Source organism: Geobacillus sp. B4113_201601 (assembly GCF_001587475.1).
GTDB lineage: Bacteria > Bacillota > Bacilli > Bacillales > Anoxybacillaceae > Geobacillus > Geobacillus icigianus.
In genome coordinates this window covers 4,153-22,331 of record NZ_LQYX01000084.1, presented here as the reverse complement: position 1 = coordinate 22,331, position 18,179 = coordinate 4,153, and the positions used below count along the sequence as shown (strand labels likewise).

Sequence of the window (18,179 nt, the reverse complement as noted above, 5' to 3'; positions counted from 1 at the left end):
CTGCGCGACTCCTCTTGCCCCGTTCTTGTTGACGGCGGGGCGGCGCCCCGCCTAAAGTCGGCCGCCGCGCGGCGTTTAACCGCGCGTCAACATGCGCGAAATGACAAGGCGCTGGATTTCTTGCGTTCCTTCGTAAATTTGCGTAATTTTCGCGTCACGCATAAACCGCTCAACCGGATAGTCTTTCGTATAGCCGTTGCCACCGAAAATTTGCACTGCTTCGACCGTCACTTTCATCGCCGTGTCGCCGGCAAACAGTTTCGCCATCGCCGATGCTTTGCCGTACGGCAAACCGTTTGACTCGAGCCATGCCGCTTGGTATGTCAAAAGCCGTGCGGCTTCAATGGCGGTGGCCATGTCGGCGAGCTTAAAGGCGACGCCTTGCTGCTCGGCGATCGGCTTGCCGAACTGGACGCGCTGTTTCGCGTAGTCAATGGCGGCATCGAGCGCTCCTTGAGCGATGCCGACCGCTTGGGCGGCGATGCCGTTGCGGCCGCCGTCTAACGTCATCATGGCGATTTTAAACCCTTCTCCCTCTTGGCCAAGCAAGTTTTCTTTCGGGATGCGGCAGTCTTCAAAAATGAGTTCCGTCGTCGGCGATGAACGGATGCCGAGTTTCTTTTCTTTTTTGCCGATCGAAAAGCCCGGTGTCCCTTTTTCAACGATAAAAGCGCTGATCCCTTTATGCCGTTTTTCCGGATCGGTGACAGCAAAGACGACGTAAATTTCCGCCTCACCCCCGTTCGTGATCCACACTTTCGACCCGTTTATCACGTAATGGTCGCCGTCTTTGATGGCGCGCGTTTTCATCGAGGCGACATCCGACCCCGCCCCCGGCTCGGATAGTCCGTATGCCCCGAGTTTTTCTCCGGTCGCCAAAGCGCGCAAATACTTCTGCTTTTGCTCTTCCGTGCCGAACTTGTAAATCGGCCAGCTGGCGAGCGAAATATGGGCGGAAAGCGTCACCCCGGTCGAGGCGCAGACGCGCGACAGCTCCTCAACGGCGATGACATAGGCCAAATAATCGCTACCGATGCCGCCGTATTCTTCCGGCCACGGAATGCCTGTTAAACCGAGTTCAGCCATTTTGTTGAAAATGCCGCGGTCAAACCGCTCCTCTTCGTCACGCTCAGCGGCGGTTGGCGCCACTTCGTTTTCGGCAAATTCGCGCACCATTTTTCGCAGCATTTCATGTTCTTCGCTCAATTGAAAGTTCATCGTTTCATTCCCCCGTTTCTGAATCTATGCCAAATCCTCGTCCCCCGGCGGTCGTTATGGCTTGGTCAGGTGTTTGCTGATGACGATGCGCTGGATCTCGCTCGTTCCTTCGTAAATTTGTGTAATTTTCGCATCGCGGAACAGCCGCTCGACGGGATAGTCTTTCGTGTAGCCGTTGCCGCCGAAAATTTGCACCGCCTCGATGGCATTGTCCATCGCCGTTTGTGAAGCGAAAAGCTTCGCCATCGCCGCCTCTTTTCCGCACGGCAAGCCTTGGGCGCGCAGCCAAGCGGCGCGGTAGACGAGCCATTTCGCCGCTTCCGCCGCCGTCGCCATATCGGCAAGCTTAAAGGCAATGCCTTGCTGCTCGGCGATCGGTTTGCCGAATTGGATTCGTCCTTTTGCGTACTCCGCCGCATGTTCGATCGCGGCTTCCGCGATGCCGAGCGCTTGGGCGGCGATGCCGATCCGGCCGACATCAAGGTTGGCCATCGCGATTGTAAATCCTTCCCCTTCTTGACCGAGCAAGTTTTCCGCCGGCACTTCAGCGTCTTCAAACGTGATGGTTACCGTCCGCGAGCCGTGCAGCCCCATTTTCTTTTCATCTTTGCCGATCGCCATCCCCGGCGTTCCTTTTTCAACGATAAACGCGGAAATGCCGCGGCTGCCGCTTTCCTCCGGATTCGTGCGGGCGAACACGATGTATGTGTCCGCCTCCCCCCCATTGGTGATAAATATTTTTGAACCGTTCAGGATATAATGATCGCCGCGGCGCACCGCTCTCGTTTTTACGCTTTTCGCATCCGAGCCGGCGCTCGGTTCGGTGAGACAAAACGCCCCTAAATAGTCGCCGCGAGCCAGTTTCGTCACGTATTTTCGTTTCTGGTCTTCCGTGCCGAAATACAAAATCGGGTTTGTGCCGACTGACGTGTGCACCGATAAAATGACACCGACCGTCGGGCTCACTTTGGAAATTTCATGAATGGCGATGATGTACGAAATAAAATCCATGCCCGCGCCGCCATACTGCTCCGGGACAGTGATGCCCATCAGGCCGAGTTCGGCCATTTTCGATAAAATCGGGCGCGGAAACTCCCCTTGTTCCATGCGCTCGACAAACGGGGCGATCTCTGCCGCCGCGAACTCGCGCACCATTTGCCGCATCATTTCTTGTTCTTCCGTCAACCGAAATTGCACGGGACATCCCCCTTTGTCATATTGCTCGTCACCGTTGCCCCGAGCTGCTTACTCGTACGTGTAAAATCCGCGGCCCGTTTTGCGGCCCAGCCAACCCGCCTTGACGTATTTGCGCAGCAGCGGGCACGGGCGGTACTTGTCATCGCCGAACCCTTCATGCAGCGTTTCCATAATGTATAAGCACGTATCCAATCCGATAAAATCAGCGAGCGTGAGCGGCCCCATCGGATGGTTCATGCCCAGTTTCATCACTTCGTCGATCGCCTCTTTGGTCGCCACCCCTTCGTACAAGGCGTAAATCGCTTCGTTGATCATCGGCATGAGGACGCGGTTGGAAATAAAGCCGGGGAAGTCGTTCACTTCGACCGGCACTTTGCCGAGCGTCCGGGTGACCGCTTCAATCGTCTCATACACGTCATCGGCCGTCGCCAAGCCGCGGATAATTTCGACGAGCTTCATCACCGGCACCGGGTTCATAAAGTGCATGCCAATCACTTTCTCCGGCCGCTTCGTCGCGGCGGCGATTTCCGTAATCGGCAGCGACGACGTGTTCGACGCCAAAATCGTTTCCGGGCGGGCGATTGCATCGAGTTCGGCAAACAGCTTCGTTTTCACGTCCATGTTTTCAACGACTGCTTCAATGACGAGATCCGCCTTCTCAGCGTCATGCAGATCCGTCGAGCGGACAAGCCGGGAAAGCGCTGCGTCCTTGTCCTCGGCGGCCATTTTCCCTTTTTCCACTTGACGGGCAAGGAGTTTTTGAATATTGGCCATTCCTTTATCCAATTGAGCGCTGCTAATATCATAGAGCAGCACCTCATAACCGGCGACGGCGCACACTTGGGCGATGCCCGAGCCCATCTGTCCGGCGCCGACGACCATGATCGTTTTGACGTCCATGTTCCTATCCCCCTGTCTATGTGTATTTCGTGAAAATGCCGAACTGACGCGAGACTTTCATCCTCGGGTGGAGGAGAAACCGTTGCCCATGGAACGTTTCTTTGAAAACCCCGTCACCAAGCTGTCATTTTCATCCCCGGTTGGAGGGAAGATCATGTGCTGTCCACGGAACGTTTCCGAAAAATGAACGCGCATCACATCCGCCAGCTTCGCGTCGCCAATGAGGCGGGGCCGGCAGCGAGAAGCATCGCGCCGGCACACCGATTCCTTCCCGCAGCGGCTCGACGGGGTGCACGGCTCCATCTTGCGCCGTGACGTTGTTCTGGAGACCGCTCCGGTTCATGGACGCGCGGCCGGCACCATGCCGCGTTCTCCGCCGTTTTGGCGCCATCGCCCAAGGGCGGGGCGGCGACACGTTCCGTTTCGCGCCGCGTCACCAAGGGACAGGATCGCAACAAGTCACTTCCTGCATCTTGGCGACAGCCGGCGACACGCGTCTTGGCGGCGGGCTGTCGTGCGAGGACAGGCAGCGACAGCCATGCCCCCGCAAGGCTACAGGTAAGACGCGCCCTTGACTCCTCTTATACCTCAACCAAGATGGCATCGCCTTGGCCGCCGCCGCTGCAGATGGCCGCAATGCCGAGGCCGCCGCCGCGGCGTTTCAGCTCATGAATGAGCGTGAGGATGATGCGCGCACCGCTCGCGCCGATCGGATGGCCAAGGGCAACCGCGCCGCCGTTGACGTTCACCTTTTCCGGGTCAAGACCGGCGATTTGAATGGCCGCCAATGCGACAGCGGCAAACGCTTCGTTCACTTCAAACAAGGCGATGTCATCGACCGTTTTTCCTGTTTTGCGGAGCAGCTCGTTGATCACAAGCCCCGGCGTCTTCGGGAAATCTTTCGCTTCAACGGCGATGGCGGTGTGGGCAACGACCATCGCCAGCGGCTCGAGCCCCTCGCGGACAGCGCGCTCTTCGCTCATCAACACGAGCGCGGCGGCGCCGTCGTTGACGCCCGGGGCGTTGCCGGCGGTGATAGTTCCTTGTGGGTCAAACACCGGCGGCAGTTTCGCCAATGCTTCTAGCGATGTATCCTTGCGCGGCGCCTCGTCGCGTTCGACGACAAGCGGCTCCCCTTTGCGCTGCGGAATCGTCACCGGAACGATTTCTTCCCCAAGCCGACCGGCTTCGATGGCAGCGATGGCGCGCCTATGGCTGCGGTACGCCCACTCGTCTTGCGCCTCTCTGGTGATGCCGAGCTCACGCGCCGTATTCCCGCCGTAGACGCCCATATGGACGCCGGTGAAGCTGCATGTGAGGCCATCGTATACCATCAAATCTTTGACCGTGCTGTCGCCCATCCGCAGCCCCCAGCGCGCTTTCGGCAACACGTACGGCGCGTTGCTCATCGACTCCATCCCGCCGGCGACGACAACATCGGCATCGCCTAAGCGGATGAACTGATCGGCGAGCGTGACGGCGCGCATGCCGGACGCGCACACTTTGTTCACCGTCTCGGTGCGCACGTGCCACGGGATGCCGGCATGACGCATCGCCTGCCGCGACGGGAGCTGTCCTTGCCCCCCTTGCAAAACCGTGCCCAAAATGACGTGATCCACTTGTTCCGCGCTCACGTTGGCGCGAGCCAGCGCTTCTTTCACAGCAATGCCGCCAAGCTCCGGGGCTGACAGCGCCTGAAGCGCGCCGCCCAACTTTCCAAACGGGGTGCGCACCCCGCTAACAATCACGGTTCTTCCCATCATTCCTCTCCCCCTTTGATCAAGTAAGAAAGCGATTACAAAAATGCAGACTGAACGCTCGCTCGATAGCGGCGCAAAAGAGAAGGTGCGTCACCGACACCTCCTCTTTCATTATACTTACTATTTTAAAAAATAGAAATTGTCTTGGCAACTATTTTTATGACGCGACTTCTTCTTTTTCCTCGCCGAACACCGATTTCGCCAACAGTTCAGCGACATCGTACGTAAAGACGCGGTCTTCGACTTCTTTCGCCTTCGTGCCGTCCGACAGCATCGTCAAGCAGTACGGACAGCCGGAGCTGATGACGGTCGGGTTGACAGCGAGCGCTTGCTCCGTGCGGGCGACGTTGATCCGGTTGCCGGTCGTCTCCTCCATCCACATGAGGCCGCCGCCGGCGCCGCAGCACATGCCGCGCTCGCGGTTGCGCTCCATCTCAACAAGCTCGACGCCCGGAATGGCGCGCAAAATTTTCCGCGGTGCGTCATAGACGTCATTGTAGCGCCCTAAGTAGCACGAGTCATGGAACGTAATGCGTTCATTCACCGGATATTTCGGCACAAGGCGGCCTTCTTCGATGAGCTTGGCGAGCAGTTCGGTATGGTGGTACACTTCCGCCTCAAGCCCGAAATCCGGATATTCGTTTTTGAACGTATTGTAGGCGTGCGGGTCGATCGTCACGATTTTCTTGACGCCCGCTTTTTCAAACTCGGCGATATTGTTGGTTGCCAGCTCTTGGAACAAAAATTCATTCCCTAACCGGCGCGGCGTATCGCCCGAGTTTTTCTCCTTGTTGCCTAAAATCGCAAACTTGACGCCCGCTTCGTTCAGCAGTTTGGCAAAAGCGAGGGCGATTTTTTGGCTCCGGCTGTCATACGACCCCATCGAGCCGACCCAGAACAAGTACTCGATTTCCTCTCCCGCTTTCGCCGCTTCTTTGACGGTCGGCGCATGCACATCATCGCGCAGCTCGCGCCAGTTTTCCCGCTCTTTTCGGTTCAAGCCCCACGGATTGCCTTGGCGCTCAATGTTCGTCATCGCCCGCTGCGCATCCGGATTCATCCGCCCTTCCGTCAAGACAAGGTAGCGGCGCAAATCGATGATTTTGTCGACGTGTTCGTTCATGACCGGGCATTGGTCTTCACAGTTGCGGCACGTCGTACAGGCCCAAATTTCTTCCTCGGTGATGACATCGCCGATCAAGCTCGGCATTTCGATCGTAGCGGCCTGCTCCGACGCAGCGGCGAACGCGAGCTGGTTGCCTCTTGTGTTTTTGAAAGCGAACGTCGGCACCCACGGCGCCCGCGACGTGACGACCGCTCCTTTTTCCGTCAAATGGTCGCGCAACTTCAAAATCAAATCCATCGGCGACAACATTTTCCCGGTGCCGGTCGCCGGACACATGCTCGTGCAGCGGCCGCACTCGACACAGGCGTACAAGTCGATCAACTGCTTTTGCGTAAAATCTTCAATTTTGCCGACGCCAAACGATTCCTGACTTTCGTCTTCAAAGTTGATCGGCGAAAGCTTCGGTCGCGTCAGCCGGCTGAAAAAGACGTTGATAGGCGCCGCGATCAAATGGGCGTGCTTTGATTGCGGGACGTACACGAGGAACGTCAGCAAAATCAACAAATGCACCCACCAAGCAACAAAAAACAGCACCGCGGCCCCCGTTTCGCCGACCCAGGAAAACGCACCGGCAATGAGCGAGGCAACCGGCTCGCTCCATGTCGCCTCTTCCCCGTGCCAAATCATGCTCATCCCGTTGCCGAACAAAACGGACAACATGAGTCCCCCGATAAAAAGAAGCACAAGTCCGGCTTTAAAATCGCGCTTTAAGCGGACGAGCTTTTCAATGTAGCGGCGGTAAAAGGCAGCGAGCACGGCGATTAAAATGAGCAACGTGACGATTTCTTGGAAAAACGTAAACCCCGGATACAGCGGCCCGAGCGGCAAATGCGCTCCGGGCGCGAGCCCTTTGATGATAAAATCGATCGCGCCAAACTGGACGAGAATAAAGCCGTAGAAAAAGACGACGTGAATGAGTCCGCTTTTCTTGTCCTTGAGCAGCTTTTTCTGACCGAACACGTTGATCCAAATGTTGCGCAGCCGCTCGTTCACCTTTTGGTCAAACTCGACTTTTTTGCCAAGCTGAATGTACATCGCCCGCGTTTTGACGACATAGGCGAACAAATAGATGGCGTAAGCGGTTACAAACAAAAACGCGAGCCAGTTCACCAACGACAAAGCGTTCATCTTTTCTCCCCTTCCCCCGCTTCCATTGTGTTTTCCATAACAAAGGAAATTTTCAGAATTTGCTTTACGTCTATTGTACATAATGAATGAGCATTCAGTCAATAGATTTTTTGCGTTTTTCAAAGCCGACTTCCCTCGATGAATAGCGGGCGGCGGGAGCCGAAGCCGCTTGGACGGGCGCTCGCGCCATTCCATCGTTCCCCTTTGCTATTTTGACGTTTTTCCGGGCACATTAATAAATACTGAAGGGCCACAGGAGGAGACATCATGGACGTCATTACCGTCATCGCTAGTTTCATCGTTATTTTATTCGCTCTCATCTACCTCGATGACAAGCTCGGACAACTCGTCTTTCGAAACAGGCGCAAAAACGTCGTCTATCCGCAGCGACGAAGCGATCTTTCGCTGTTTGTCAACGGAAACCATTTATTTTCCGATTATTTTGCCGAGCTGGGCCGCGCCCGCGACCATATTCACATCTTGTTTTACATCATCAAAAACGACGAAATGACCGCGCCGTTTTTCCAACTTTTGAAGAAAAAAGCGGCTGAAGGAGTGAAAGTGCGGGTGCTGGTCGACTGGGTCGGTGGCCTTGGGCTTCCAAGGGCGCTCGTTCGTTCGCTTGCCAAAAGCGGAGTGGAGTTTGCCTACGCGCGCCCGCCGTGCTTTCCGTTTCTCATTTATCGCCTCAACCGCCGCAACCACCGCAAAATCACTATCATCGACGGACGGGTCGGCTATATCGGCGGCTTTAACATCGGGCGCGAATATAGCGGGAAAGACGCCAACTTCGGCGAATGGCGGGACTATCACATCAAAATGAGCGGCGAAGGGGTTTGCGACTTGCAAAAGCAGTTTTTGCACGACTGGGAAGAAGCGACGGGCCGAACGGTCCCTGACAACAGCCGCTATTTCCCGGCACTTCCTGCCGGCGCCGTTCGCCACCAATTGATCGCCACCGATGGCTCGGCGCTCGAAGAACAATACATCGAGGCCATCCGCCGCGCCAAGAAGGAAATTATGATCGGCAGCCCGTACTTCATTCCAAGCCGGCCGCTGTTTCACGAGCTGATGAAGGCGCTCGAGCGCGGGGTGCGCGTCACCGTGCTCGTACCGCTGAAAGCCGATCATTTGTTTGTCAGGGAGGCCGCCTATCCGTACTTTGCCCGGCTGCTTGAGGCCGGTGCGCACGTCTACCGTTTTTACCAAGGATTTTACCACGCCAAAGCGCTTATCATTGACGATGAATGGTGCGACATCGGCACCGCCAATTTTGACCGCCGCAGCTTGTTTTTCAACAGCGAAATCAACTGCTACGTGTTTGATCGGGCGTTCACTCATCTCGTCAAACAGGCGTTCAAACGCGACTTGACGCGCTCCGAACCGCTGACGCTCGCCTTTTTGGAAAGGCGTTCGCTCCTTGACCGCGGCAAACAATCGATTTCCCAGCTGATCTCCGCTTGGCTGTAATCCACTCAAAACGAATGCGCCCCATCCGGCCCGGCGTATAACGCCGTTGATGTCACGCCGAACGGGGCGATGGTCCGGTTAGAATCGCCAAAATATCGCCAGCCATTGAAACAGCCGCATGCCGAGATACACCCCGACGATGCCGGCGATGCCGGCCAACGCTGGGGGAGCCGGAATCGGCAGACGGAACAGCGTAAACAAAAACCCGACCACCATGCCAGTGACAAGCGATAATACGATTTCTTTCATCGGTTGCATCCTCCGCTGTCATTTTTCCTTAGAATGCCCAAACGAAAGAGGGGGTAGTCGCTCCCCCTCGATGATTACATCTGCTCGGGCGCTGAAACGCCGATCAGCGTCAACGCGTTTTGCAGCGTGATTTGCACCGCCTTGACAAGCGCGAGGCGGGCTTTCGTTTTTTCGATATGATCTAGGTCAAGCACTTTCTCCGCATTGTAAAAGCTGTGAAGCGCCGATGCCAACTCAAACGCATAGGCGGTGACGCGGTGCGGCATCCGCTTGAGCGCCGCCTCGGCGACGACATCGGGGAAATCTCCGAGCACTTTGAGCAGCTCGACCTCTTTTTCCGTCCCAACAAGATGATGAAGAGCTACATCGCCATCGTAGGAAAGGTGTTGTTCCTCCGCTTGGCGAAGAATGCTGGAAACGCGGGCGTGCGCGTATTGGACGTAGTAAACCGGGTTTTCATTCGACTGCGACACGGCCAAATCCATGTCAAAATCCAAATGCGTATCGCCCGAGCGCATGGCAAAGAAATAGCGAACGGCATCGACACCGACCTCTTCCATCAGCTCGCGCATCGTCACCGCCTTGCCGGTGCGCTTGCTCATTTTGACGCGCTCGCCGTTTTGATATAGATTCACCATTTGAATGACTTCGACTTCGAGCGCCTCCGGGTCATAGCCGAGCGCGGCGATCGCCGCTTTCATGCGCGGAATGTAGCCGTGATGGTCCGCTCCCCAAATGTTGATGAGCTTTTGGAACCCGCGCCGCAGCTTGTCTTGATGGTAGGCGATGTCTGGGAGCAAGTACGTATACGTACCGTCCTGTTTAATCAACACGCGGTCTTTGTCGTCCCCAAACGCCGTCGAACGGAACCATGTCGCCCCGTCCTGTTCGTAAATGTAGCCGCGCTCACGCAGCGTGGCGAGCGCCTCGTCGATTTTGCCGCTTTCATAAAGCGATGTTTCCGAATACCAAACGTCAAACGGCACGCGGAAGTCGGCCAAGTCTTTCTTGATTTTCTCAAGCTCATAGCGGAGCCCGTAGTCGCGGAAAAAGGCAAGCCGCTCGTCTTCCCCCACTTCGACAAACCGGTCGCCGTATTCAGCCGCAAGCTGTTTGCCGATTTCGACGATATCGTCGCCGTAATAGCCGTCCTCCGGCAGCGGCATATCGACACCGAGCGCCTGAAAATAACGGGCTTCGACCGATTTCGCCAAGTTGTAAATTTGCTTGCCGCCGTCATTGATGTAATATTCGCGCGTCACATCGAACCCGGCTTTCGCTAAAATGTTACAAAGCGAATCACCGACCGCCGCGCCGCGGGCATGGCCTAAATGCAAATCGCCGGTCGGATTGGCGGAGACGAACTCGACTTGCACTTTTTCCCCGTTGCCGACGTTCGACTCCCCATACGCTTGCCCCGCCTGCAAAATCGCTGGCACGACCGCCGTCAAATAGCGGTTGTCCATATAAAAGTTGATAAATCCCGGCCCTGCTACCTCGATGCGCTCAACCGACACCCGCTCGCGGTCAAGCTGCCCGACGATGGCTTCGGCGATCGCCCGCGGCGGCTTTTTCGCGATGCGCGCAAGCTGCATGGCGATGTTCGTTGAGTAGTCGCCATGCGCCTTGTCGCGCGGCACCTCCAAGAGCACGTCCGGCAGCTCTTCGGCAGCTGCCAGACCGGCTTTGACCGCCGCCTTGCGAATTTCCTCTTTCAGCTTGTCTTTCATCTGTCCGACAATGTTCATCGGCCTATACCCCCTTAAATGTTAGCGTCAACGTATGGCGCCCGCTCCGCTCGTGCTCTAGCATCAGCTCATACGAGAGAAAGAGCTGCCCTTGTTTCCGTCTTTCGTCATATCGGAACTCGATCGCCTCCGTTTTTGTCGCCAGCCCCCACCGTCCAAACACCGTTTGGTAATGGCCCGGCATTTCCTGCTGGCAGCGGAACGTTTGCCGCATCTCAACCGCCCCAGAACGGAGAACGGTCACTTCGTCAGGCGCGATTTTCACAATGTTGTTCACCCGTCCGAGTTCGTTTTCCTCGACAAACTGCAAATACACGGTTGTCCCCTTTATGTAATACATGCCGTCCACTTCAAGCGCGATCGTCTCTTGGTGCGCACCGTCGCGGATGACGGCCACTTGACGAAGCCGCACCGGAATCCGGTTTGTTTCGTTCATATTTGCTGAACACACCTTTGCGAACCCAGTCATAACAATAAGTATAAAGAACTGTCCCGCCTGATTCAATATGGAACGCTCATATTCCAGCAACCTTTCTCCTGCACACAAAAAAAGCGCCCTCGCCCGCTGGCGATTTAGGCGCTTTTTTCTCTATTCACTTGGCCACCCAACCCAGCAGCATTTCCCGCACAAGCTTGCTCGCTGTATTGGCGGTTTGTTCCGAATGGTCGTAAATGGGTGCGACTTCCACCAAATCGGCGCCGACGACGCGGACGTCGGAGCGGGCGATCTCGTGGATGGCGGCTAATAGTTCTTTCGATGTAATCCCACCGGCATCGACCGTTCCCGTGCCTGGGGCATGAGCGGGATCAAGCACATCGATGTCGATCGTCACATACACCGGGCGGCCGGCGAGCTTCGGCAGCACGGAACGGAGCGGTTCAAGCACCTCAAACTTGGCGATGTACATGCCGTTTTCTTTCGCCCATTCAAACTCTTCTTTCATGCCGGAACGGATGCCGAACGAAAAGACATTCGTCGGGCCGATCAAGTCAGCGACCTTGCGGATCGGCGTCGCGTGCGACAGCGGCTCGCCTTCGTAATGTTCGCGCAGGTCGGTATGCGCGTCCATATGAATGACGGCGACATCCGGATAATAGTCGTACACCGCTTTGATCACCGGCCAAGAGACAAGGTGTTCACCGCCAAGGCCGAGCGGAAATTTTCCAGCATCGAGCACTCTTCTGACAAACTGTTCAATCAGCTCCAAACTGCGCGCCGCATTGCCAAACGGCAGCGGGATATCACCGGCGTCAAAGTAGCGAACGTCCTTGAGTTCACGGTCCAAATACGGGCTGTATTCCTCAAGCCCGATCGATACTTCGCGGATGCGAGCCGGGCCGAACCGCGAGCCGGGCCGGTAGCTGACCGTCCAGTCCATCGGCATCCCGTAAATGACGGCTTCGCTTTCTTCAAAATTCGGATGGCTGCCGATAAACACGTTGCCCGAATAGGCTTCATCAAATCGCATCGCCTGCGCCCCCTTACTTCGTTAAATCGGCGACAAATTTCGGCAAGACAAAACACGCTTTGTGCAGCTCTTTCGTGTAATAGTTCGTCTCAATGTCATGGAAACGGTCATCGCTCACCGCGAGCGGGTCGTATTTTTTCGAGCCGAGCGTAAACGTCCAGAGCCCGCTCGGATAGGTCGGAATGTTCGCCGTATATAGACGCGTAACCGGGAAAATCTCCTTTACATCACGGTAAACGGTGCGAATCAAATCCGCTTTAAACCACGGGTTGTCCGTTTGGGCAACGAAAATGCCGTCTTCTTTCAATGCCTTGGCAATGCCAGCGTAAAACCCTTTTGTGAACAAGTTGACCGCCGGACCGACCGGTTCTGTCGAGTCAACCATAATGACGTCATACTCATTTTCGCTTTTCGCGATATGCATAAACCCGTCATCGACTTTCACTTCGACGCGCGGATCGTCAAGTTGGCCAGCGATTTCCGGCAAATATTTTTTCGAGCATTCGATCACCTTGCCGTCGATTTCAACAAGCGTCGCCTTTTTGACGCTTGGATGCTTCAGCACTTCACGGATGACGCCGCCGTCGCCGCCGCCGACGACCAGCACGTTTTCCGGATGCGGGTGGGTAAACAGCGGCACATGGGCGACCATCTCATGGTAGACAAATTCATCTTTTTGCGTCGTCATGACCATGCCGTCTAGAATGAGCATGTTGCCAAACTCCGCCGTTTCGACCATATCGAGCTTTTGAAACGGCGTTTGCTCTGTATGTAAAGTGCGGATGATGCGTGCCGTGATGCCGAAATGTTCCGTCTGTTTTTCCGTAAACCATAGTTCCATTCGGTAACATCCTTTCTCCGAGCGTTTGCTTACTATCAAGTTTCCCTTGCCAACAAAAAACTAAACATGAAAAAGTATAGAGCAATCTAGCAAAAATGCAAGGGGAACGAGTTTAAAATAACAAAATTTTTTTCATACTAGTAAGAAAAGCGGAAAGCGCCTCCCTATCAAACAGGCGCCTGCGTCAAGCACCGCTGAAACCGTTGGGGGGATGGGCAATGGAACCGATCCCGAGCAGCCGTTTTCGCGGCACGTGGAAATATGTGCGCGCCGCCGTCTTTATCACCGTGTTCCTCGCCGTTTTTGCTTTCGCTGCTCTCGGGGGCTTTATTTTGTTTGCCAAAATGGCAGGAGCACCGCCGGTCGCTGTGCCGCAGACGACATTGTTTTATGCCGATGACGGCAGCAAAATCGGGGAAAGCGACCACGGGCAGAAGCGTTACTGGGTTCGTCTCAATGACATCTCGCCGCACGCCATTGAAGCAACGATCGCGGTGGAAGACCGAAAGTTTTACAGCCACCACGGCTTTGACTTTAAACGGATCGCCGCCGCTGTCATCGCCAACGTGCGGGCGATGGCGAAAGTCGAGGGCGCGAGCACGATCACACAGCAGTATGCGCGCAACTTGTTTTTGACGCATGAAAAAACGTGGTCGCGAAAAATCCAAGAGGCGCTTTATACGATCCGCCTTGAAACCAACTACAGCAAAGACAAAATCTTGGAAGGCTACTTAAATACGATTTATTACGGACACGGAGCTTACGGCATCGAAGCAGCAGCCCGCTACTATTTCGGCAAGCACGCGAGCGAGCTGACGCTCAGCGAAGCGGCCATGCTAGCCGGCATTCCGAAAGGGCCGTATTACTACTCCCCGTTCGTCAATGAACAGCGAGCGAAAGCGCGGCAAAAAATCGTCCTTCTCTCCATGGCGGAAGCCGGCTACATCAGCCGCCAAGAAGCGGAGCAGGCCTACCGCGACAAACTCGTCTACGTTCGGCATCATGAACGCGAGCAGCCGATCGCCCCGTATTTTCAAGATGTCGTCAAGCAGCAGCTGCGCACGAAGCTTGGCCTTGACGAGCGGACGATCGAGCTTGGGGGGCTGCGCGTCTATACGACGCTCGATCCGCGTCTGCAACGAATTGCCGAGGAGCAAATCGCGCGCATCATCAACCCAAACTCGGCCATTCAGGCGGCGCTGGTCGCCATGGATCCGCGAACCGGAGAAGTAAAAGCGCTCATCGGCGGGCGAAACTATCAAGAGAGCCCGTTCAACCGGGCGGTGCAGGCGGAACGCCAGCCGGGGTCGACGTTCAAACCATTTTTGTATTACGCGGCGATCGAGCAAGGATTTACGCCATCGACCCAGCTGCGCAGCGAACTGACGACGTTTACGTTTGATGACGGCCGGGCGAGGTACACGCCTCATAACTACAATGACTATTATGCGAACGGCCCAATTACCCTCGCCCAGGCGCTCGCTGTATCCGACAACGTCTTTGCGGTCAAGACGCTGCAATTTATCGGAGCCGACAAACTCGTTGACACAGCGAAGACGCTCGGCATCACGAGCAAGCTAAAAGCCGTGCCGTCATTGGCGCTCGGCACTTCGCCAGTGAAGGTGATCGACATGGTCGCCGCCTACAGCATCATCGCCAACTACGGCAAACGAAACGACCCGGTGTTCATTAAAAAAGTAGTCGACAGCGCCGGCAACGTGATCTACGAGCACCAGCCGGCAAGCCGGCAAGTGCTCGACCGCGACGCGGCGTTTGTGACGGCCCATTTAATGACCGGGATGTTCGATCCAAAGTTAAACGGCTACACCACCGTCACTGGACAGTCGATCGCCGATGACATTACACGACCCTACGCCGGCAAATCGGGAACGACAAAAACGGACAGTTGGATGATCGGGTTCGCCCCACAACTGGTCGCCGGCGTCTGGACCGGCTACGACCGCGGCGAGCCACTAGATCGCTTTGACGAAAAACAATACGCCAAACAAATCTGGGTTCACTTTATGGAAGAAGGGCTCGCCGATGAACCAAAACGGTCATTCAAACCTACGAAAGGAGTCATCGGCGTCGACATCGACCCGCAAAACGGCAAGCTGGCCACCGACGCTTGTCCGGTGAAGCGAAAAACGTACTATCTCATCGGCACCGAACCGACTGACTATTGCACCGACCATCTAGAAAAGAAAAAGAAGAAAAAAGAAGACGGGAAAAGCTGGTTTGAGAAATGGTTCCCGTGGTTTTAAATTCAGAAGAGGCTGTCCCCAAAAGGTGGTTAAACCGACCTTTGGGGGCAGTTTCATTTAAATGGGGCATAGACTTCCCTCATCTCGGATCTTAAAGACCATTCTCCGTTGCTGAACTTTTAAGACATGATGTGATACAATCATGATCGTGATGGATAAAACGAGGGAGAGGTGGGGGGAAATGGAATCGGATACAATTCAACGCGAGCGATTACGCTTAAAAAAAGTGGATAAAAAAGCAAAACTAGATGAATGGCATCCAAAGAAGATTGCTTTAGCAAACGAATGGATTGAGAATGAACAAACGCAAATGAAACGCCCGATCATACGAGGAGCCATTTTCATCTGCGAACTTGGGGAAAATATCGGTACAGAGCAAAACGGAGAACGACCAGTTCTTATCATTTCCAACGACAGAATTAATCGTACATCCGGCAGTGTTAAAGTGGCCCCTTTGACTACAAAATTAAAAACCAAAATCATTACGGATCGAAAAGGAAAAACAAAGATAGTGCCAAGGCTTGCGACGCATTATTTTCTCAAAAAAGAAGTCTATCCGTTTTTAGCGCAGACTTCAGCAGTAAAATTGGAAGAATTAACCACCGTCAACAAAGTGCGGTTAAAGCAACATATCGGCAATATAGATAACAACGACTTAAATAAGATTATGAACCGTGTAAAATGGGTATTTGACCTGTAACGTATTTACAATGTATTGACATTTACCTAAGTTTTTTCTATACTTAGAATACGAAATAAGTTGTCTGTCTCGTCACAGACCATTTCACACGTAAAAAACGTGGATTCGTTTGTTTTTGCAACAGAGAGGAACCTAAATGGTTCCTCTCTTTGCATATTATCAGTAAGATCATCATAAACCTAATGATAAGTTGCCTGCCGCGTCGCAGGCCATTTCACCCCGGCAACGGGGGATCCATGTGTTTTGGCCCCAGTACTTCGATGCTGGGGCTTTACTCACATTTCACACCCTTCCGGCAAAAATCGGGAGGATTTTTTGTGTCCATTGTCGAATGAATCGTTGACACCCAAGGAAAGCAAAGGAGTTTCTACATCACGAGCATTCAAATCCGTGCCATTTACCCGAGTTTGACAGTGACTAGGCAAACAAAATGCCTCTCATCCCTTGATACCAAAGGGACGAGAGGCATTTTGGCATATTTCGGGCGTGTACCTAGGAGGGGGATGAAATCGTGCACACCGCTTCCTAGCATCGTTTCTCAAATAGAAAAGCCTTGCAACACTGCACACTTTTATTCATCGACCAAAGGAAACCAATGTTTTTTACCAGCCTTCTAGGAGCATTCCTGTTAGAAGCTTTTCCGAGGACTTGAACAAAAAAAGCCCTCTTGGTATGATGCAGGGGTGTCAACCAACCAATGGACCCTGAATTCATGCCAAGGAGGACTTCAGATGAATTGTACACAAAATCACAAGATCGATCAAGTCAAGGATGAAACACTCGTGGTAGGGATGGACATCGCCAAACGAAAGCACTACGCCTGCTTCGTTGATGCCCGGGGACGCGTGCTCCAGAAATCGTTTCCCGTCATCCAGTCGAAACCAGGCTTTGAGCAGCTGGATCAGCGCATTCGACAAGCGATGAACGAGTTTGGGAAAACCAAGGTCATCGTGGCGATCGAGCCGACCGGGCACTACTGGTTGAATCTGGCCTATTTCCTTGAGGAAAAAGGGATCCCGTTGGTCATGGTCAATCCTGCGCATGTGCGCCGATCGAAAGAGCTCGATGACAATCTGCCGACGAAACACGATGCCAAAGACGCACGGGTCATTGCCAGACTGGCGAAAGACGGGCGGTTTAGCTTCCCTCGGCTCCTTCGCGACATCGAAGCGGATTTACGCGTCGGGAGCACGCTGCGGGAGAAGTTCATGAAAGAGCATACAGCCGTACGCAACGCGATGATCCGTTGGACCGACCGGTATGTTCCTGAGTTCTCTGCAGTCTTCTCCAGCTTAGGGAACATGGCGCTGGCCGTGCTGGAACTCACCCCGTTTCCGGAGGAGATCACCGGCCGCACCGTGGAGGAGCTTGTGGAGATCTACCAGCAAAGTGAAGGGCTGAAAGCGCCCCAGAAACCGAAAATCCGGAAGCTGCTTGAGGCCGCGAGCCATTCCATTGGCGTGACGGAAGGACAGCAGATGGCCCGTTTTGAGATCGCCGCGCTCGTCCGCCGATATCGCCAATTGGAGGAGGAAATCGCCGCGCTGGATGCGGAACTGACGGCATTGGCGCAAACGACCGTGGAATATCAGTGGTTGAAAACGGTGGATGGCCTAGGAGATGCCACGATCGTTGACCTGTTGGCCGAGATCGGGAGCTTTGCCCACTACCGGGACCCGCGGCAACTGATCAAATTCGCGGGCCTGACGCTCAAGGAGAACTCCTCCGGCCAGCACAAAGGGCAAAAACGGATCTCGAAACGGGGACGAAAACGGCTGCGTTCGGTTCTGTTTCGGACGATGATCCCCCTGATCCGCCATAATGAGGCGTTTCGCGAGTTGCACAAGTATTACACGACCCGGGCGGTGAATCCACTGTCCAAAAAACAATCGATCGTGGTGTTGTGCGGCAAACTGCTCAAGGTGTTGTTTACCATCTGCACGAAGAAGCAAGCGTTTGATGGAGAACGAATGAGGCAAGATGTCTTCGCCCATGTTCAAGTCCGGGCCGCCTAGTGCCTGTCTTCTCGCGTAAAACGGAATTCTCTTGACAACAGGATGACACCGGAGAAGCTGGCGCGATATCATCCATTCGACCTTGAGTCCCTTA

At 54.7% G+C, this 18,179-nt stretch carries 15 protein-coding genes; 5 read left to right on the top strand and 10 right to left on the bottom strand.

Going from position 1 to position 18,179, the window contains the following annotated elements:
- Positions 1-75: 75 nt before the first annotated feature.
- The 3 genes from B4113_RS11740 to B4113_RS11730 are packed head-to-tail and all read right to left on the bottom strand — an operon-like array spanning position 76 to position 3,315.
- The gene (locus B4113_RS11740; protein ID WP_033021899.1) at positions 76-1,218 is read right to left on the bottom strand and encodes an acyl-CoA dehydrogenase; all 1,143 of its coding nucleotides are present in this window, start codon (positions 1,216-1,218) and stop codon (positions 76-78) included.
- Positions 1,219-1,272: 54 nt separating this feature from the next.
- Positions 1,273-2,415, bottom strand: coding sequence for an acyl-CoA dehydrogenase (locus B4113_RS11735; RefSeq protein WP_033021895.1), 1,143 nt, complete (start codon positions 2,413-2,415; stop codon positions 1,273-1,275).
- A gap of 48 nt (positions 2,416-2,463) precedes the next feature.
- Positions 2,464-3,315 carry a 3-hydroxybutyryl-CoA dehydrogenase gene (locus B4113_RS11730; RefSeq protein WP_033021894.1) on the bottom strand — a complete coding sequence of 284 codons (852 nt, stop codon included), beginning with the start codon at positions 3,313-3,315 and terminating at the stop codon, positions 2,464-2,466.
- A gap of 341 nt (positions 3,316-3,656) precedes the next feature.
- Here B4113_RS11730 and B4113_RS19575 point away from each other — a divergent pair, with 341 nt between their 5' ends.
- Positions 3,657-3,890, top strand: coding sequence for a hypothetical protein (locus tag B4113_RS19575; protein WP_153017152.1), 234 nt, complete (start codon positions 3,657-3,659; stop codon positions 3,888-3,890).
- Between the two features lie 6 nt (positions 3,891-3,896).
- Here B4113_RS19575 and B4113_RS11720 read toward each other — a convergent pair whose 3' ends face one another.
- Together B4113_RS11720 and B4113_RS11715 are read right to left on the bottom strand one after the other, a co-directional pair.
- Entirely contained in the window at positions 3,897-5,075 is a 1,179-nt protein-coding gene (locus tag B4113_RS11720) for an acetyl-CoA C-acetyltransferase (protein ID WP_033021890.1), read from the bottom strand.
- Positions 5,076-5,232: 157 nt separating this feature from the next.
- Complete coding sequence (locus tag B4113_RS11715) at positions 5,233-7,329, bottom strand: (Fe-S)-binding protein (protein ID WP_033842855.1); 2,097 nt, start codon at positions 7,327-7,329, stop codon at positions 5,233-5,235.
- Between the two features lie 267 nt (positions 7,330-7,596).
- Between B4113_RS11715 and cls the strand changes: the two genes are divergently transcribed.
- The gene (gene cls / locus B4113_RS11710) at positions 7,597-8,799 is read left to right on the top strand and encodes a cardiolipin synthase (RefSeq protein ID WP_033842854.1); all 1,203 of its coding nucleotides are present in this window, start codon (positions 7,597-7,599) and stop codon (positions 8,797-8,799) included.
- A gap of 78 nt (positions 8,800-8,877) precedes the next feature.
- Here the strand turns inward: cls and B4113_RS11705 are convergent, their stop codons facing one another.
- The 5 genes from B4113_RS11705 to speE form a co-directional block, all read right to left on the bottom strand.
- On the bottom strand, positions 8,878-9,048 hold the full coding sequence (locus tag B4113_RS11705; RefSeq protein WP_033844736.1) for a XapX domain-containing protein: 171 nt from the start codon (positions 9,046-9,048) through the stop codon (positions 8,878-8,880).
- Between the two features lie 74 nt (positions 9,049-9,122).
- The gene (gene argS / locus B4113_RS11700; RefSeq protein ID WP_033842853.1) at positions 9,123-10,796 is read right to left on the bottom strand and encodes an arginine--tRNA ligase; all 1,674 of its coding nucleotides are present in this window, start codon (positions 10,794-10,796) and stop codon (positions 9,123-9,125) included.
- Between the two features lie 4 nt (positions 10,797-10,800).
- Positions 10,801-11,232, bottom strand: a complete 432-nt coding sequence (locus tag B4113_RS11695; protein WP_033842852.1) for a DUF1934 domain-containing protein — start codon at positions 11,230-11,232, stop codon at positions 10,801-10,803.
- A 157-nt stretch (positions 11,233-11,389) separates the two neighbouring features.
- The gene (speB, locus tag B4113_RS11690; RefSeq protein ID WP_031406593.1) at positions 11,390-12,265 is read right to left on the bottom strand and encodes an agmatinase; all 876 of its coding nucleotides are present in this window, start codon (positions 12,263-12,265) and stop codon (positions 11,390-11,392) included.
- Positions 12,266-12,278: 13 nt separating this feature from the next.
- Positions 12,279-13,106, bottom strand: a complete 828-nt coding sequence (gene speE / locus B4113_RS11685; protein WP_033021876.1) for a polyamine aminopropyltransferase — start codon at positions 13,104-13,106, stop codon at positions 12,279-12,281.
- A gap of 218 nt (positions 13,107-13,324) precedes the next feature.
- Here speE and B4113_RS11680 point away from each other — a divergent pair, with 218 nt between their 5' ends.
- The 3 genes from B4113_RS11680 (at position 13,325) to B4113_RS11670 (ending at position 18,085) form a co-directional block, all read left to right on the top strand.
- Entirely contained in the window at positions 13,325-15,370 is a 2,046-nt protein-coding gene (locus B4113_RS11680; protein WP_033842850.1) for a transglycosylase domain-containing protein, read from the top strand.
- A 181-nt stretch (positions 15,371-15,551) separates the two neighbouring features.
- Positions 15,552-16,070 carry a type II toxin-antitoxin system PemK/MazF family toxin gene (locus B4113_RS11675; protein WP_033844735.1) on the top strand — a complete coding sequence of 173 codons (519 nt, stop codon included), beginning with the start codon at positions 15,552-15,554 and terminating at the stop codon, positions 16,068-16,070.
- A 731-nt stretch (positions 16,071-16,801) separates the two neighbouring features.
- Positions 16,802-18,085, top strand: a complete 1,284-nt coding sequence (locus tag B4113_RS11670; RefSeq protein WP_061912528.1) for an IS110 family transposase — start codon at positions 16,802-16,804, stop codon at positions 18,083-18,085.
- Positions 18,086-18,179 lie beyond the last annotated feature (94 nt).

What these genes read in the sequence shown, in the direction of transcription:
- B4113_RS11675 (WP_033844735.1), top strand. Translation starts at nt 15,552, where the DNA reads ATGGAATCGGATACAATTCAACGCGAGCGATTACGCTTAAAAAAAGTG.
- speE (WP_033021876.1), bottom strand. Translation starts at nt 13,106, where the DNA reads ATGGAACTATGGTTTACGGAAAAACAGACGGAACATTTCGGCATCACG.
- B4113_RS11740 (WP_033021899.1), bottom strand. Translation starts at nt 1,218, where the DNA reads ATGAACTTTCAATTGAGCGAAGAACATGAAATGCTGCGAAAAATGGTG.
- B4113_RS11705 (WP_033844736.1), bottom strand. Translation starts at nt 9,048, where the DNA reads ATGAAAGAAATCGTATTATCGCTTGTCACTGGCATGGTGGTCGGGTTT.
- B4113_RS11730 (WP_033021894.1), bottom strand. Translation starts at nt 3,315, where the DNA reads ATGGACGTCAAAACGATCATGGTCGTCGGCGCCGGACAGATGGGCTCG.
- B4113_RS19575 (WP_153017152.1), top strand. Translation starts at nt 3,657, where the DNA reads ATGGACGCGCGGCCGGCACCATGCCGCGTTCTCCGCCGTTTTGGCGCC.
- speB (WP_031406593.1), bottom strand. Translation starts at nt 12,265, where the DNA reads ATGCGATTTGATGAAGCCTATTCGGGCAACGTGTTTATCGGCAGCCAT.
- argS (WP_033842853.1), bottom strand. Translation starts at nt 10,796, where the DNA reads ATGAACATTGTCGGACAGATGAAAGACAAGCTGAAAGAGGAAATTCGC.
- B4113_RS11695 (WP_033842852.1), bottom strand. Translation starts at nt 11,232, where the DNA reads ATGAACGAAACAAACCGGATTCCGGTGCGGCTTCGTCAAGTGGCCGTC.
- B4113_RS11670 (WP_061912528.1), top strand. Translation starts at nt 16,802, where the DNA reads ATGAATTGTACACAAAATCACAAGATCGATCAAGTCAAGGATGAAACA.
- B4113_RS11680 (WP_033842850.1), top strand. Translation starts at nt 13,325, where the DNA reads ATGGAACCGATCCCGAGCAGCCGTTTTCGCGGCACGTGGAAATATGTG.
- B4113_RS11720 (WP_033021890.1), bottom strand. Translation starts at nt 5,075, where the DNA reads ATGGGAAGAACCGTGATTGTTAGCGGGGTGCGCACCCCGTTTGGAAAG.
- B4113_RS11715 (WP_033842855.1), bottom strand. Translation starts at nt 7,329, where the DNA reads ATGAACGCTTTGTCGTTGGTGAACTGGCTCGCGTTTTTGTTTGTAACC.
- cls (WP_033842854.1), top strand. Translation starts at nt 7,597, where the DNA reads ATGGACGTCATTACCGTCATCGCTAGTTTCATCGTTATTTTATTCGCT.